Raw genomic sequence first — 14,444 nt, 5'->3', positions numbered from 1 at the left:
AATTTTTGGATGACCTTGAAATAGGGCAGCTTAGAGATAAGCACCCGCCGATCTAATTGACCAACTTAGTATTTGAGAACCGAAAGATGGTTTTGGCCCATCGATGGATGCACACCAAAAAGCCACATCCAGGGGAGCGAATGTGACTTACTTGTTTATCCTTTTACCGTTTATCTTTGCAATATACGATCTTCTTGATGCTGTCGATCGATAAACAAAAACGTGCTGCAAGCTGATCAATCGTGATTCCTTCACGATGAAGCCCGCGAATCTCGTTGTTTCGCGACCGAATCAACTGTCGACCGCCTGACTTCTCTCCCCATTTCTTGTGGGTATCCTTGGGCTTCGGGATGTAGATTAATCCGCCGGGAAGATGACGCTGTATTTCTCTCAGCAATTCTTCCGGAAGGATAGTATCAGCATTAACATATTTCATCGTACTCCGCTCCTTAAAAAATGTAATCTTTAAGGCAGCAGAGCCGTACGAGAAACTTCTGACGTTAGTACGTCATTGATGGCGGAAAAGTGAATCTGGCTCTATGCAAACAACCGCCGTTGTCCTCGTGTAGACTCTGCATAGAGCGGGTCGTCAAATTTATTATGAATCGAATCATGGTAGCCCCCCTTTCATTAATCATAATTTCCCCATAAACAGCCGAAATCCTTTATTCTTCTTGATACTGGTGTAAACTTTGCCGCAGCATATTGCGGACTTGTTCCCGCAGCTCTGGCGGAGACACCACTTCCACCTCGGGACCATAAGAAAGCAATCTGCGCGCCGTAAAGGCAAACTCTGTTCGAGGTACCATTCCGCGCCACTCCTGATGGGACACCGCTCTGAACAGCACATCCGACGCCGCTATTCTAACACCGAATTCGGTGAATCGCAGAACAACTGCTTCCGCCTCCTGATCCGCTGCCTGTTTCAGCCATGCCTTTAGCGTAGGCAGTGATTCATCCGTCTGATCGAGCACGGTAAGCTGCTTCATTCGGTCCACGCGGTACAGCAATACTCGGTCATTATTTCGCGCAGGCATGTACCAATATCCCTGTTCATAATAGATACCCAGAGGATACACACTCACCTTTTTCCAGCCGCTTCTAGCATGATACATAAATACAATGCCTTTCTTCTCAACAGCAGCCGTTAACAGCTCGGATGTTAAGAACTCGCTATGATCACCTGGATGCTGCATAAATGCAATATGATCTCTCATCCCTGCAATCCGGTCCTGTACATCCGAAGGCAGCGTGGAGAAGTACTGCTCCGCCAGATGCTCCCGAACCGAACCATACGGAAAATCAGGAACCTGCTGCAGATATTCAAGCATCATAAACAGCCCCAGTGCTTCCTGCTGTGTCAGCTGCAGGGGCGGCAAAATCCGGTTTGGAAGCACCCGGTATCCCCCGTTTACTCCAACCTCCGTATATAAGGGAAATCCGAGTGCCTGCAGCGCATCCAGATCTCGCTGGATCGTTCGCACCGAGACCTCGAACCGTTCGGCCAATTCACGTGCCGTGAACTTATGTCTGGAATCCATGAGGCGCATCATCGCCAGCCTGCGTTGATTCATCATCATCCCACCTTAACCTATGTCGCTTTAGGTAATAAAATTAGGTCTCACGAAAATTGTAGCACATCGGGGCTGTTTCACGAATTCCCATCTGGGCATCGGCCCTGAGATAAGTTTGAGATGCAAGCAGGGCCCTCCAACACCCATGTAGAAATATAGAGCATTCACGACTAAATATCGGGAGCTGAAGCCAACGATGAGCAGCAAAGAACTCTTTCCAGCAGATGTACGTGAGGTTATTGATTACCTTGAGCATGGCGATGTGCTGAAGGGCCCTTATTCTTCAGCAGCACCTAACACAGCGGTAGATGGAGCAGGTTCTGAGAAATCGGGTCTGTTTATGAATCTAGAAGAAGCCCTGCTGTTTTATCAGGATGAAGATGCAGCTCCGCCTTATTATTTTCTGCTGGACATCACCGCAGATGCATCCGGAGATATCCCGCCTGCCTCCAGTGAGGAAGAGCGAACTCTTGCACGAGCACTTATTCTGTACGAAGAAGCGCATGACTTTTATGGCATCATGAAGAAAAGAATAGATGGACTGGCTGATGAACTAAGCCTGCAGCCTGCGTACGTTAACCTTCTCGCAGATATAATCAGCGGCGACCTCTATCAGATTGCCAAAGCCCGGCTGCTGTGCAGGGAACCGCACCCTTATTTTGAAGCAATGTTTGAAGTATATAAAAATCAGGGTATGCCCGTAGGCTGGGTAGGCAGTGAATCTGCAAGCGAGGGGCAATTTATCATCTACACTCGTTCTTAAACACACGAGACAGCAGACAGTACACAGTAAATAAGTCCGTCATCACTCAACCAGAGATATAGAAATATCAACGGTTGGTTGAAGTGTCACTTACGCCTCCATACACGAGATGAAGAACAGACGTTATGCTATAGATAACATTTCGAAGGAGGTTTTCTCTAATGAACAATCTTCAGTATATGAGCACCAAAATTGCAAAGCTTCGGAGGTCCAGCAGTATGACTCAGGAGGAGTTAGGAAGGCATTTATCCGTGTCCGCACAAGCAGTGTCCAAGTGGGAGAATGGCGATTCCTTACCCGATCTGCCACTGATTGTAAAGTTAGCCGAAACGTTTGGCTGCTCGACGGATTATTTATTGGGACACGAAGGTGGACTCACGTCGCTTATTCCTCAAATCCGCGAGACGTTCCACCAGCTGGAATTAACCGATCGGATTGAATTTCTTGGGCAGCTGATCACACTAACCGAAGGACCTGCATCTGCACTGCCGGTTCGTTCAGACGGGCATCCGTCTCTTGTACATATTCACCTTGGGCCAGCAGGGCTGGGTGCCTGGGCTAAGGATCGCCTTGTTTGTATTGCCTCACCGACGTTCTTGGAAGAAGCTGTTGAGACATTACGCAGCGAGCCAGGCTTCCCGCTGAACCTGCTGTCTGATGAGGTCCGCCTTGTTTTACTTCATTTATTGCGAGATATAGATGATCTGAAGCCGGATTATGCAGTAGATGAAGAAATGCTGCGGGAGCAGCTTCCAGACTCCATACATCTGGATGAGATCCTTACAGAATGCATTGAACTTGGGTTTGTCGACCGCGTGCGAGGTGGATACCGGCTGAACTTTCGGGCTGATCTTACGGTTCGGCTGCTCGTTATGATTCATCAAATCATCAATAAACAGGGGTCGATGAACGTAACCGTAGGGAATTCATAAAAATCCGCATCATTAAACATTGAATTATTTTCCAATACAGGTTATTGTATAGACAGCTTAGTGATAAGCAAGTTCCTTACACGAAGGGAGAGGTTTTTAATGGCAGCTACTTATATGGATATGGTGGTCCGTTCTTAAAACTGAATAGCTGGCATATCTGAAAAAGGCGGGAAAACTCCCGTATTATTTGTTATGCCATCCAAAGTAACCTTTCGTGAATATTGCTGTTTTGAAGATACGATGAAGGTCGTATCTTTTTTTGCATCCTGATGCCGCAGAACAGCAGCTTCTTAAGAGGCTGCTTGTCTGCGGTATTTTTGCGTCCAAAAACAACTTTAAAGGAGCTAATTGTATACCAATGATGAATTTGAAAGCTTATGGATATATAGAAACAGAAGAGAATTTAGATGGGTTATTGCCTGGCAGAATCACAGAATCTCAGCGGGAGCGCTTCACCGTCATGACTGAACTAGGTGAAGTCACAGCTCTACTGAAAGGCTCGTTTTATTACCATGCGGATATGCGGACTGATTTTCCGTGTGTCGGTGATTTTGTCCTGCTGCGGTACAGCGAAAGCGGTGATTCTCTGATCATTAAGGTGCTCCCCCGCCGCTCCAAGTTCTCACGTGCAGATTACACAGGCCACGCTGCCGGCTACGCCAAAACGGTACTGGAACAGGTTGTAGCCGCCAATTTCGATACTGTATTCATCCTTACTTCGCTGAACCAGGACTTTAACCTTAATCGTATTTTGAGGTACCTGACACAAGCCAGACAAAGCGGTGGTCAACCGGTCATTATTCTGACCAAAGCAGACCTTGCTGCAGATTATTTTCCCATGCTCGCAGCAGTTCAAGAAAGCATACCCGATGTACCTGTTCACGTGATCAGCAGTCATTCCGGTCTGGGGCTGAACGAACTAGCTTCTTATCTGATACCTGGTCAAACGGTTGTTTTTCTCGGTATGTCCGGCGTGGGCAAATCCTCACTGCTCAATGTGTTACTCGAAAAACATGTCATGAAAGTTCAGGAAATTCGGGAAGGCGACAGCCGGGGAAGACATACCACAACACATCGTCAACTATTCATGCTGCCCTCCGGAGCGATGGTTATTGATACGCCCGGGATGCGCGAGTTGGGTCTATTTGATGCTGAAGAAGGTATAAGCGCAAGCTTCACTGATATCGAAGAGCTGTTCTCCCAATGCCGATTCTCAGACTGCCGTCACCAGACCGAGCCTGGCTGCGCTGTTCTCTCCGCACTGAACAGCGGTTCGCTGACCCGTGAACGATGGGAGCAGTATCAATCGCAGCAGCAGGAGAACAGGTTTGTGCAGCACAGATCGAGCTATCTTATCGACAAAAGAGCGAAAGATAAAACAAACGCCATGTGGAGTAAACAAGCGAAGAAAAATGGAGGCCGCAAACAATGAATATGACGATGGAAACGCTGTACCAGGTGTTAAAGCAATATTTTAAACAAGATGTAATCACAGTAGAATATGACACTATCACGCTTCATGGCGGAACAGTAGGGAATGTAAGTCTGGTTACGGGTACTGCCGAAACTGCTGATGGTCAGAACCTGCCCTATCAAATCGTGCTGAAGATTCAGTCGAAATGGGAACGTTACAATGACCCTGACTCCTGGCGCCGAGAATATGATCTCTACATGTCTGATCTCGGAACGACCTTCTCGGATACCTTTCGCTGGCCCGTTTGCTACTATGCAGAAATGAATGATGAAGAGACTGGATATCAGCTGTGGCTGGAATACATCGATGGGGTGACTGGTTTAGAGCTGTCCGATGATATGTATGAACAGGCTGCGCTGGAGTTAGGTCGCTATCATGGCAAACTGTATGCGGAGCAGCCCGCCGTGCTGCAGAATCTGACCAACTTGAGCCATGTCGATCTGATGAAAAACACGTATCTTTATTATCGCTCCTGGCCGCTTGTGTATGATTATATCCGTTCCGAAAATTGTGATTTCCCGCCGCATGTCCGGCAAATGCTAATCGATATAGATGAGAACTCGGACAACATCTTTGCCCGAATCGAGCAGCTGCCCGTCGTGCTGAACCACCGGGATTTCTGGGTGACCAATATATTTTATGCCGATGGGAAAATTGCGCTCATTGATTGGGATACATCCGGATGGGGTTACCTTGGAGAGGATCTGGCCAGCCTGATCGCAGATGAAACAGATATTGATCATATGGTGGAGTACTATCAGCGCTGTATTCCTGCGTATTACCAAGGTTTTGCGGAGTATGCTGATGCTCCCCCACTCGCTGATCACTGCGTGTACGAGATGATTCTGATCGTGTTTGGATACAGACTTATAGAAGGGTATCTCCATGCCGAAGCTGTGGAAGCAAAGGAACCGTATGCTCGAATACTGCAGAAAATCTATGCATTGAAAGACAGTCCGCTGCAGATTAATGTCCGCTGATTCATTGCTTGTTGGAAATAGTGCATTGTTGATGGCAGTCAATGCTGCCCTTTAATTTTTGAGCCAGCATACCAACTACGACATGATATGTCATAGTTATGCGGTATCCTAAAGGTATCAAAAGAAGGGAGCGATGCACACGTGACTGCTTCAAAAACAATTCTCTACATTGCTATGAGCCTGGATGGATATATTGCCCGATTGGACGGTTCTGTAGACTGGCTGTTTGATGTTGAAGGTGACGGAGGAGATAACGGATATGCCGCATTTTATCAGACGATAGGGAGCGTTGTTATGGGACGTTCCACATACGAGGAGGTTCTTACCTTATCAGAGGAATTCCCTTACGCAGATCGTCCAGCCTATGTCCTTTCCCGCGCAGAGCAGCCGCCTGCACCGCATGTACAATTCACAACCGAGCATGTGGAGACACTTATTCCCCGGCTCAAAGAGACTTCCGAGGGAGATGTGTGGATTATAGGCGGCGGCCTGCTTGTTCAATCCGTGATGGAAACACAGCTGTTGGATGAAATTGAGATAGCGATTATACCGAAGGTGCTCGGTGAAGGAATCCCCTTATTTCCTAAAGGTACCTCACCTGCACTGCTCAGAATGATTCGTACCCAGACACTTGGACAGATCATATCCATTCGTTATGAGGTGCGGCGCAGCCCTGCAAGCAGAGGTTTCATTACAGGTTAACAGATGATCAGTTTCGATAAAACAACTAAAAGAAGACCGTACAGCGTCCCGCTGCACGGTCTTTCGTTATCCCATGACTTAAAATTATCATGGAGACACGCATCAAAATAATTTTATTTCAGAATTCCTTTAATCCATTCGGTTAGTACATCAGCCGCTCTGCGATGTGACAGGTCACCAGGATGTGTTCTTGCGCCTATCGTTTCCAGGGTTGTATTGGGAAGCTGCACGATGGAAACCCGGTGATCTGCTGTTTGGCTTTTATATGTGTCAGCCGCACGGTATATCGCGGGCAGCATGGATGCTCCAAGCATGCCATAAGCCCAGACGATATATGCTTGCGGATTATTTTTCCGCAGTTGGATCAGAAATTGTACAGAAGCCTGCTCAAACTTGGCCAAGTCTTCTTCATGATACGTTCCATCTTCATTCAAACGCTGCTTGTACACCTGTCCGGTGAGCGGGTCAGTCCATGCTGGAGAATGAAATGCGCCATCATCATTACTGCCGAGATTAACCACGATTACGTCCGGCTGCCAAGAGCTGAATTCATGCGGCTCCAGCGCACCAAGTTGTTTATTCTGTTCACCCTGCAGCAGGCCGCAGACCTGTTCATAATATTCTGGAATGTTACCGCGCGGGTTGTTGTCCCAACTGCTCAGTACGCCCCAACCGCTCTGAGAGATGACACGGTACTCCGCGTGTAACGCCTCAGCCGTCATGAACGTATAGTTGTGCAGCGCACTAAACCACATCGGGACCCAGTCCTCCTCCGTCTTCGCGCCAATCGCTCCCTCACCCGAAGTGATGCTGTCTCCAATAAATTCGATTTTAAGCCGCTTCTCTTCCACCGGTAGAAAGGTGCCATTTGTTTTCACTGCATGAAACTGCAGACTGCAGCCCGGATCAACACTCATCGCCTGTACATCCTTAATAATACGCACATTTTTTACTGCATCAGGGTTCATGCCGCGGAATATACAGATCCAGAATCTGCCCCTCACCAACATCTGCCGGCTGACCGGAACACCGTTAATGATAACGCTGATCCAGGGCTCAAGCTGATCATATGATGACTCTACTTCCACCCACAGTTCTGAGCCCTGCACGTTAAGTTCGACCGCGCTGCCTGTCCAAAATAAAGTCAGGGGTGAACGGTCTTCCGTTGTTCTGCCGTGCACTCTCATATGCGGCACCTTCGACATGGCAGTGATCTCTAATTCTTCATTGCTGCTGAGCTTCATATGTAAAACCTCCTGTTATAATATCCGTGTTACGCAACACTCCGCTCTGATTCTGATGAGTGTCTCACTATTAACGTTTTTGAATGATATATCAGTACAGTACATGTCTCCTGTTCATTGCCTATACGATGCGGAACGGGGCGTGGCCTGTCTCGGCATGAAACAGCTGTGTCGGTTTGCGCAGACGCAGGCTGCATCTCAATTGGAATACTGCCTTCTTCCGTTCCGATGCTGCCAAGGATACATCAATCCATAGAGGGACCAGCGGTGCGTGCCAGCATAAGAGATTGACGGCCTCATCCACAGTGAACTGCCGGTGTGCCACATTGTCGGGAGCCAGTACAACCAGCCGCATCATTTCGTCTGCACCGTTCAATGATGTGCCTGGCTCGTGAACAGGATCGATGAGCAGATAAATCTCCTCGTACTGCAGCTGATCCCGTCTTTGGATCTCTTCAAGCGCACGCAGCAAATGTGTTCGAAAGATGACTTTATCCATCTGAGTTGCTCGCTCCATAGAAGATGTCCTCCCTGGTCGTAATATGTATTGACGCTATAGATGAATTTCTCTTCTTCCAGATCTCCTATATCTATTAGGCGCAGCAGCCAGAATCCCTGCAAATCAACCTGTTCAAGTTCATTTTATCCGATGTACTCCGTTCATGAACAGGTACGCTTCCAAACAAAAAGGGACTCTCGATCATTTCACATCGAGAATCCCATTTGAACTTCCCCTACGTTGTTTCCATCCCATTGATGGCTGCCCTCCAGACCACCCTCAGTCATGCCTGCAAGCTCTAAGTCTTTGTACCGTTTCCGCACATATCGATGATGTCATGGACCATGCCGCGGCTCAGCACTTGATCATCCACGATCGTGGTCAAGAGTGCTTTCGACACCCGGTTCCTTCATTAGACTGGCTCTGGGAATTATGACACTGAATGCAGTCCCATGCCCTAATGGAGCGGACTTCACCAGAATCTGTCCTTCTAGTGACTGCACGATATCACGTACATGTGACAGCCCGATACCTGTGGCGGCTATGCCAACTTCATTGAACTTGGTCGTATAACCGGGTTCAAAAATAACCCCGCGCTTCGCGTCAGGTACCCCTTTTCCCGAATCGATCACCACAAAGTGAATATCGTTCTCCTGTTCAAATACTCTTACTTGAATCGTACCTTCACGCTCAATGGCCTCGACTGCATTCGCAAGCAGGTTATTCATGACCGTGAGCAGTGGAATATAGTAAGGTGATTCTCCTTCATACTGCTGCTCAATCTCGATTTTGATCTGTTTGTGCAGCATCTCACTGTATTTCCGATTGGCCTTCCCCGCAAAATGTACCACTTCCGAAAGACTCATATTAACGGTGTTCTCATTGTCATAAAGCTTCAGCAGTCCTGCCAGAATACGCTGTGAATCCTTCTTCACCTCATGAATCTGCTGCGCAATCCCCAGCGTTCGCTGGCTGTATTCGTTCATATCCCGATCTCGCAGATCACGATACAGCTCATAGCTGTTTGCCGTAATGCCCTCAATTGTATTCATCGCTTTTTTCAGATAAAAGACCTCGCCATAAAGTCCTGAATTCACACTTAACATCTGTTCCATCCGCTTCTCCTGTTCTGCATGCAGAAGCCTGATCTGTCTGACTGCAAAACTGTTATACAGTCCAATCACAAAGTAACTTCGCAGACCGCCCACAATAAGCAGATACAGCCATTCACGCATATAAAAAATATTGGTCCCGCTCAGCACGCCCCGCACGAATAACTCCACGAAGTTGGAAGAAAAATCAATCCCCGTTATCATCCCTCCGAGCAGGAGCGGAGGAATTTCATGAAAACGATATTTAATCTTGCTCAGCCCATACGCAAAGACCACATAATACAAACCTGCCCCCAGGTTATCCCGCATGCTGTCCCATACCGATAAGGTGTGAACATGATGAATCAGATCAGCGGATTGGAGAGTAATACTTGCCAGCCCGGTCAGAATCCCTGTTTTCACGTAGGGTAAATGCGGCATAATCATCAGCAGAAATAGAAGAATGCTGACCCCCAGACCAATTCGGAAATCATCCTCCCGAAAGGGATTAATTTTGAACTGTGCACCTGCCGCTGTAGCCAGGGCAACGGCTATCATCTGTACGTTCTCGTTTTTGACCCAATTGCGCATCTCGTTCCACCTACTATAGCAGCGTTTAGAAGCACAGGCTGCCAGAGCCTGCGCTTCTAATGTAAAATATACTAACATACGCTAGAAACATTAGAAATCATTAAAATTTGGAGATGATGCACTTCTCCTGTCCTCCTGATCGTCTGCACGATCTGGAATCTCGAAAGATACCATAGTGCCCTCGCCCAGCTGACTGACGATCGTCAATCCACGGCCGTACCGTTGGAGTAATCTGCGGTTGGTGTTTGCAATTCCAATCCCGGCTTTGCTGTTCCAGGAAGACTGCTGCAAGGCGGCGACCTGGTCAGGCCCCATGCCTTTGCCATTATCCTTGACCTCAACCCGGGTGCAGCCCTCACGCTTACTAATAGTCAAACATATCGTTCCGCCCGCATTGCGGCTGAGCAAACCGTGTCGCACCGCATTCTCAACCAAAGGTTGAATCGACAGTGGTGGCAGACGCAGCTTGAGATCAGGATCGATGTCCAAAACAACGGAAAGCCGATCTTCGAAACGTGTCTTTTCAATAAACAGGTACGCTTCAACGAGTTCCAGCTCATGGGATAAATCTACAACTTCCCTCGTATTAAGATAGTTAAAACTGATCCGAAGATAAGAGGAGAAGGCTTCGCCCAGCTTGCGCATATGTTCCGCATCGATATCGCTAAGAACCATCAGTGAATTCAGCGTATTAAACAAGAAATGCGGCTGAATCTGTGCCTGCAGGTATGCAGCTTCCATTCGCAGGCGCTCCTTGATAGACTGGTTCAGCATCGTTAATGCACGTATCCGGTACTTAAGCTCGACAGCATCTACTGGCTTGGTGATATAATCATTAGCCCCGGATGCAAATCCGGTATAGATATCCGGCGGCTGACTTCGGGCCGTCAGCAGCAGCACCGGAAGCTCCGACATGGAAAATTGTTCACGTACCTTCCGGGTCAATTCATATCCGGACATATTGGGCATCATTACATCCGTAATTAGTAAATCCCACTGCCGTGTATTTAACAACTTTAATGCTTCCTGCCCTGAACGAGCAGTTGTGATCAGGCAGGGCTCATTGGAGAGGCTGCTGACCAGCACTTCCAGGTTCACCGGATCATCATCAACAGCAAGTATGTATGACTTTCCTTCGGTTAAAAGCGGAGGCATTTCTTCGGCCGCAGCCGATTCCGCATTTTTCGTGACGGCATGCTGCAGCAAAAAGCCATTCAGTGCTCCCTCCAGCATCGCGGCATCCTGCTCCCACGCAGCAGGATGCTGTGGTTCCAACGGTGACTGTGACTGCGGCTCTGTTTGCATAGTTGACGGGGCCAGCGGCAAATTAAAGCTAAACACCGAACCTTCCCCAGGTACAGAACGTACAGACAGTGTTCCGCCGTGCAGCTCGACGAGCTGTTTGCAGATACTCAATCCAAGCCCGATGCCCTGCCCATCCCGTTCATCGTAAAATCCCTGCTCATATGGCAGAAAGATTCGCCCTTGGGCCGCCTCGTCCATACCTGTGCCTGTATCGGCAACATGAATCAGAACACAGCTATCACCCATCTCGGCACTTACCGTAATCGTACCTTCCTCCGTGTGTTTAAGCGCATTGTGCAGCAGGTTGTACATAATCTGTACAAGCCGCTTCTCATCCGCCAATACCTGAGGAAAGTCTTCCTCAATGTCCATCTGCAGCTGAACCGATGTCCGTTCGACCATGTAACCAAGCATCGTCATGATGCCAGGAACGAGTGATTGAACTGATAGCGGAGAAGGCTGCAGTGTAATGCGGTGCTCCTTAAGGCGAACAACATCCAGCAGGTCTCCAAGCAGATGAGACATTCGCCGCCCAATCGTAATCAGCAGCTCCATATCCTCCACACTGCGTGCATCAAGCTTGCTCTTTTCCCGGGTAATGACATTATGAGCTATATTGATGATTCCGTGCAGTGGTGTCCGCAGCTCATGCGACGTATTCGCCAGAAACTGATCTTTGATCTTGTCCCCCTTCTCCAGTTCCTTGTTCAGTTCCATATTCTCACGAGCATTTCTGAAATATTTCTTGAACCAATAAGCGGAGAAGCCTGTAATGGCAAACACGATATCGAGCGGATAATATACGGTCGTCCCGTCCCCAAAAGTGTCTGCTGCACTCCATAACAGATTTGATATAATCCCCCCGGCGGTCAGAAGCAGGAAGACCGTATCCCGGTCTGGTGATGTTCTAAAGATCATTGCACCGACAATGGATAGAAACCAGATCCCTGAGATCAGAAAGAACAGGTTGAGGAGATAGTACTGATTCAGCATATACACCATGCTAATCGGTACAACCAGAATGACAGCAATATAGATCAAGGCTGTGCCTGTGTAGATTTGGAGCCATTTTTTACGAATACGAACTAGGGCCAACCTCTGAAACAGCAGCAGGATACAAGCATTCTGCAGCATCAGACAGATCAGCCGAAGCTTGACTCCCCATGTATAGTTAATCGGAAGCCATAACATTAAAATGTTATCGTGACCAGCCATGACTGTGATGCCAACGGACAGCGTAAGGATCGCTGCAACCAGCAGGGTTCGCTCCTGCGGATTGAACGCATACAAAATACAGGCATACATCCCGTGCAGCATCAGCACAAGAAAGATAGCCAGTTGAAAACCGATCGAATACCAGCGTACGTAGTCAACAGCGGCCTGCGAACCAAACTGAACAGGTTTGCTGATTCCTCCCTTATAAGGGCTGTCATAATTGGATGTACGAATAAGCAGTTCAATGGAAGTTGTACCTTCCCCATCGTAGGCAGCTGTAAAAGAAGTGCTTCTAGGCACATAGTTATCTTCATGGTCTGCTGTCTGCCCCATACCACCCACGTTCTCCCCATTGATCTCAACATCGGATGAACTGCGGATGTCTTTGAACCAGAAGGTGACAGGTGTCTGAAGGGGATCCGTCAAAATGCGCAATCGGTAGGTAGCATATCCAAATGAACTGTCCTGATCCATGCTGGCGGCAGTTCTCCAGTCTCCGGGAACCTGAACGATCGAAGCCGCGGGCTCTTTTGCTTTATTCAAAAAATCCTGATGCGTAAGCAGCTCACTCGAATAAAGTTCCCATTCTCCGTTCAGATTCATCACTGGCGATTGGTTCAGATTAACCCCGCGCAAATCAAGCACTCCATTCACAGGACGGTGCCCTTCCAGAGTAGGGAACATAGAAAACCAAGACAAACGCATGCCCAGCAGCACACCAAAGATGACCAGCATGATCAGAACATACCGGTAACGCTTCAAAGGTTGATTATATTGTAGGTTCATCGGTGACGGAGCCTTGATCTGGTCAACCCAGATTTCCAGTTCGTGTACCATTCACGTGCTTCTTCACTTATCGAAATATCCAATTCCTGCTCCATTCTGGCGGTTAAGAGGCGATACTGTTCTTCCACACCCAGATCATGATTCATCTCCGCATACATCTTCATCAGGATAACGTAACTTTCCTCTTCATCCGGAAGGATCTGCTGCATACGCCGTGTGTTCTCAATTACGTTCTCGTCCAAGCCTTGTTTCTGATAGTACAAATTCAGCTGCTTCATGTGGAACAGCCACAAATAACGGAGTCTTTCGCGTTCAGGTTCGGCCCACATGTACTCATATTGTCCCAGATATGTACCCTCATATTGATGGAGGACACGCTCATATTCCTGAACACAATCAGGAGTTACCGTCTTCCACTGCCGGATATTCTGCTCCCACTGCGCACAGTCCAACCTGGCCTCACCAAGCTCCAATCGGTATCCAGCCTCCAGATGCCCGCTCTGAATCTTGATCATGTTCATCCCGCATGCTTTCAGTGTTTGGCGGATATGATACATGGTGGTATACAGTTGATGCACAATTTTGTCATCTTCCAATTCGGGCCACAGCAGCTCCAGCAGTACACTGCGATGAATGGTCTGGTTGCGGTGATGCAGCAGGTACGCAAACAATTCCTGAGCTTTGCTGGTACGCCACTTGGCAACCTGCGGCTTTTTACCCGGGAGTTTAAACCGGATCTGATTAAAACAGCAGATTAAGGGAGGTTCCTTCGGGATTGTTTGCTGCTCACGTCTAACGGCAAGCCTCTCCTGTACACGATTTAATGCCTGCTTCAGACGTTCCTTCTTCACAGGTTTCATCACATAATCCAGTGCTTGAAGTTCAAAAGCATGGACGGCATGCTGATCATAGCTGGTGACAAAAATAATCTCTGTGCCGGGTACAGCAGCCTGAATCTGCCGTCCCAACTCGATTCCATCAATCTCTGGCATATGAATATCCAGAAAAACGACATCCGGTCGATGCAGCAGGACTCCAGGCATTACTTCTATCGGATTCATATAGGCAGCCGTAATCTGAATGTCACTTACTTCTTTCTCTAGCAACTTTTGCAGTCCAATCAACGCGAGACGTTCATCATCAACCAATATGACCTTCACAGGAGCTTCCTCCTTGACCCAGAGATCTCGATTTTATTTCCACTATTATATCATAAGCATACAGCAAATTTGGTTTCTGTTCCCACTTTTTAATTTTCCGCAATTTAATTGTATAATATATATAATAA

Annotated in this window: 12 protein-coding genes; 5 read left to right on the top strand and 7 right to left on the bottom strand. The window is 47.9% G+C overall.

What is annotated here, in order from left to right:
• Positions 1-163: 163 nt before the first annotated feature.
• Positions 164-436 (bottom strand): CD3324 family protein, encoded by a 273-nt coding sequence (locus ABXS70_RS26895; protein ID WP_342553454.1) that lies wholly within the window; start codon positions 434-436, stop codon positions 164-166.
• Positions 437-665: 229 nt separating this feature from the next.
• Positions 666-1,580, bottom strand: coding sequence for a YafY family protein (locus ABXS70_RS26890; protein ID WP_342553455.1), 915 nt, complete (start codon positions 1,578-1,580; stop codon positions 666-668).
• A gap of 190 nt (positions 1,581-1,770) precedes the next feature.
• Between ABXS70_RS26890 and ABXS70_RS26885 the strand changes: the two genes are divergently transcribed.
• From ABXS70_RS26885 to ABXS70_RS26865, 5 genes are all read left to right on the top strand, one after another.
• Positions 1,771-2,337 carry a hypothetical protein gene (locus ABXS70_RS26885; protein ID WP_366292258.1) on the top strand — a complete coding sequence of 189 codons (567 nt, stop codon included), beginning with the start codon at positions 1,771-1,773 and terminating at the stop codon, positions 2,335-2,337.
• A 161-nt stretch (positions 2,338-2,498) separates the two neighbouring features.
• A complete protein-coding gene (locus ABXS70_RS26880) occupies positions 2,499-3,269 on the top strand; it encodes a helix-turn-helix transcriptional regulator (protein ID WP_366292255.1) in 771 nt (256 codons plus the stop codon).
• A 358-nt stretch (positions 3,270-3,627) separates the two neighbouring features.
• Positions 3,628-4,701 (top strand): ribosome small subunit-dependent GTPase A, encoded by a 1,074-nt coding sequence (gene rsgA / locus ABXS70_RS26875; protein WP_366292252.1) that lies wholly within the window; start codon positions 3,628-3,630, stop codon positions 4,699-4,701.
• Positions 4,698-5,723: a phosphotransferase gene (locus ABXS70_RS26870; RefSeq protein WP_366292249.1), complete on the top strand. Its 1,026-nt coding sequence runs from the start codon at positions 4,698-4,700 to the stop codon at positions 5,721-5,723. Before rsgA ends, ABXS70_RS26870 begins: the two co-directional genes overlap by 4 nt.
• Positions 5,724-5,864: 141 nt before the next feature.
• Complete coding sequence (locus ABXS70_RS26865; protein WP_366292246.1) at positions 5,865-6,425, top strand: dihydrofolate reductase family protein; 561 nt, start codon at positions 5,865-5,867, stop codon at positions 6,423-6,425.
• Between the two features lie 113 nt (positions 6,426-6,538).
• Here ABXS70_RS26865 and ABXS70_RS26860 read toward each other — a convergent pair whose 3' ends face one another.
• The 5 genes from ABXS70_RS26860 to ABXS70_RS26840 form a co-directional block, all read right to left on the bottom strand.
• Entirely contained in the window at positions 6,539-7,669 is a 1,131-nt protein-coding gene (locus ABXS70_RS26860) for an SGNH/GDSL hydrolase family protein (protein ID WP_366292243.1), read from the bottom strand.
• Between the two features lie 121 nt (positions 7,670-7,790).
• Complete coding sequence (locus ABXS70_RS26855; RefSeq protein WP_366292241.1) at positions 7,791-8,186, bottom strand: hypothetical protein; 396 nt, start codon at positions 8,184-8,186, stop codon at positions 7,791-7,793.
• 347 nt (positions 8,187-8,533) lie between these two features.
• Positions 8,534-9,850, bottom strand: coding sequence for an ATP-binding protein (locus ABXS70_RS26850; protein ID WP_366292238.1), 1,317 nt, complete (start codon positions 9,848-9,850; stop codon positions 8,534-8,536).
• Between the two features lie 90 nt (positions 9,851-9,940).
• Positions 9,941-13,207 (bottom strand): ATP-binding protein, encoded by a 3,267-nt coding sequence (locus ABXS70_RS26845; protein ID WP_366292235.1) that lies wholly within the window; start codon positions 13,205-13,207, stop codon positions 9,941-9,943.
• Positions 13,153-14,316 (bottom strand): response regulator, encoded by a 1,164-nt coding sequence (locus ABXS70_RS26840; RefSeq protein WP_366292232.1) that lies wholly within the window; start codon positions 14,314-14,316, stop codon positions 13,153-13,155. The genes ABXS70_RS26845 and ABXS70_RS26840 overlap by 55 nt, the downstream gene beginning before the upstream one ends.
• Between the last annotated feature and the right edge of the window lie 128 nt (positions 14,317-14,444).

It is taken from the genome of Paenibacillus sp. AN1007 (assembly GCF_040702995.1).
Classification (GTDB): domain Bacteria; phylum Bacillota; class Bacilli; order Paenibacillales; family Paenibacillaceae; genus Paenibacillus.
This window is presented reverse-complemented; position numbering and strand designations above follow the sequence as displayed.

Excerpts from the sequence above, each read along its gene's own strand:
- ABXS70_RS26895 (WP_342553454.1), bottom strand. The coding sequence starts at position 436 with ATGAAATATGTTAATGCTGATACTATCCTTCCGGAAGAATTGCTGAGA.
- ABXS70_RS26890 (WP_342553455.1), bottom strand. The coding sequence starts at position 1,580 with ATGATGATGAATCAACGCAGGCTGGCGATGATGCGCCTCATGGATTCC.
- ABXS70_RS26885 (WP_366292258.1), top strand. The coding sequence starts at position 1,771 with ATGAGCAGCAAAGAACTCTTTCCAGCAGATGTACGTGAGGTTATTGAT.
- ABXS70_RS26880 (WP_366292255.1), top strand. The coding sequence starts at position 2,499 with ATGAACAATCTTCAGTATATGAGCACCAAAATTGCAAAGCTTCGGAGG.
- rsgA (WP_366292252.1), top strand. The coding sequence starts at position 3,628 with ATGATGAATTTGAAAGCTTATGGATATATAGAAACAGAAGAGAATTTA.
- ABXS70_RS26870 (WP_366292249.1), top strand. The coding sequence starts at position 4,698 with ATGAATATGACGATGGAAACGCTGTACCAGGTGTTAAAGCAATATTTT.
- ABXS70_RS26860 (WP_366292243.1), bottom strand. The coding sequence starts at position 7,669 with ATGAAGCTCAGCAGCAATGAAGAATTAGAGATCACTGCCATGTCGAAG.
- ABXS70_RS26855 (WP_366292241.1), bottom strand. The coding sequence starts at position 8,186 with ATGGAGCGAGCAACTCAGATGGATAAAGTCATCTTTCGAACACATTTG.
- ABXS70_RS26850 (WP_366292238.1), bottom strand. The coding sequence starts at position 9,850 with ATGCGCAATTGGGTCAAAAACGAGAACGTACAGATGATAGCCGTTGCC.
- ABXS70_RS26845 (WP_366292235.1), bottom strand. The coding sequence starts at position 13,207 with ATGGTACACGAACTGGAAATCTGGGTTGACCAGATCAAGGCTCCGTCA.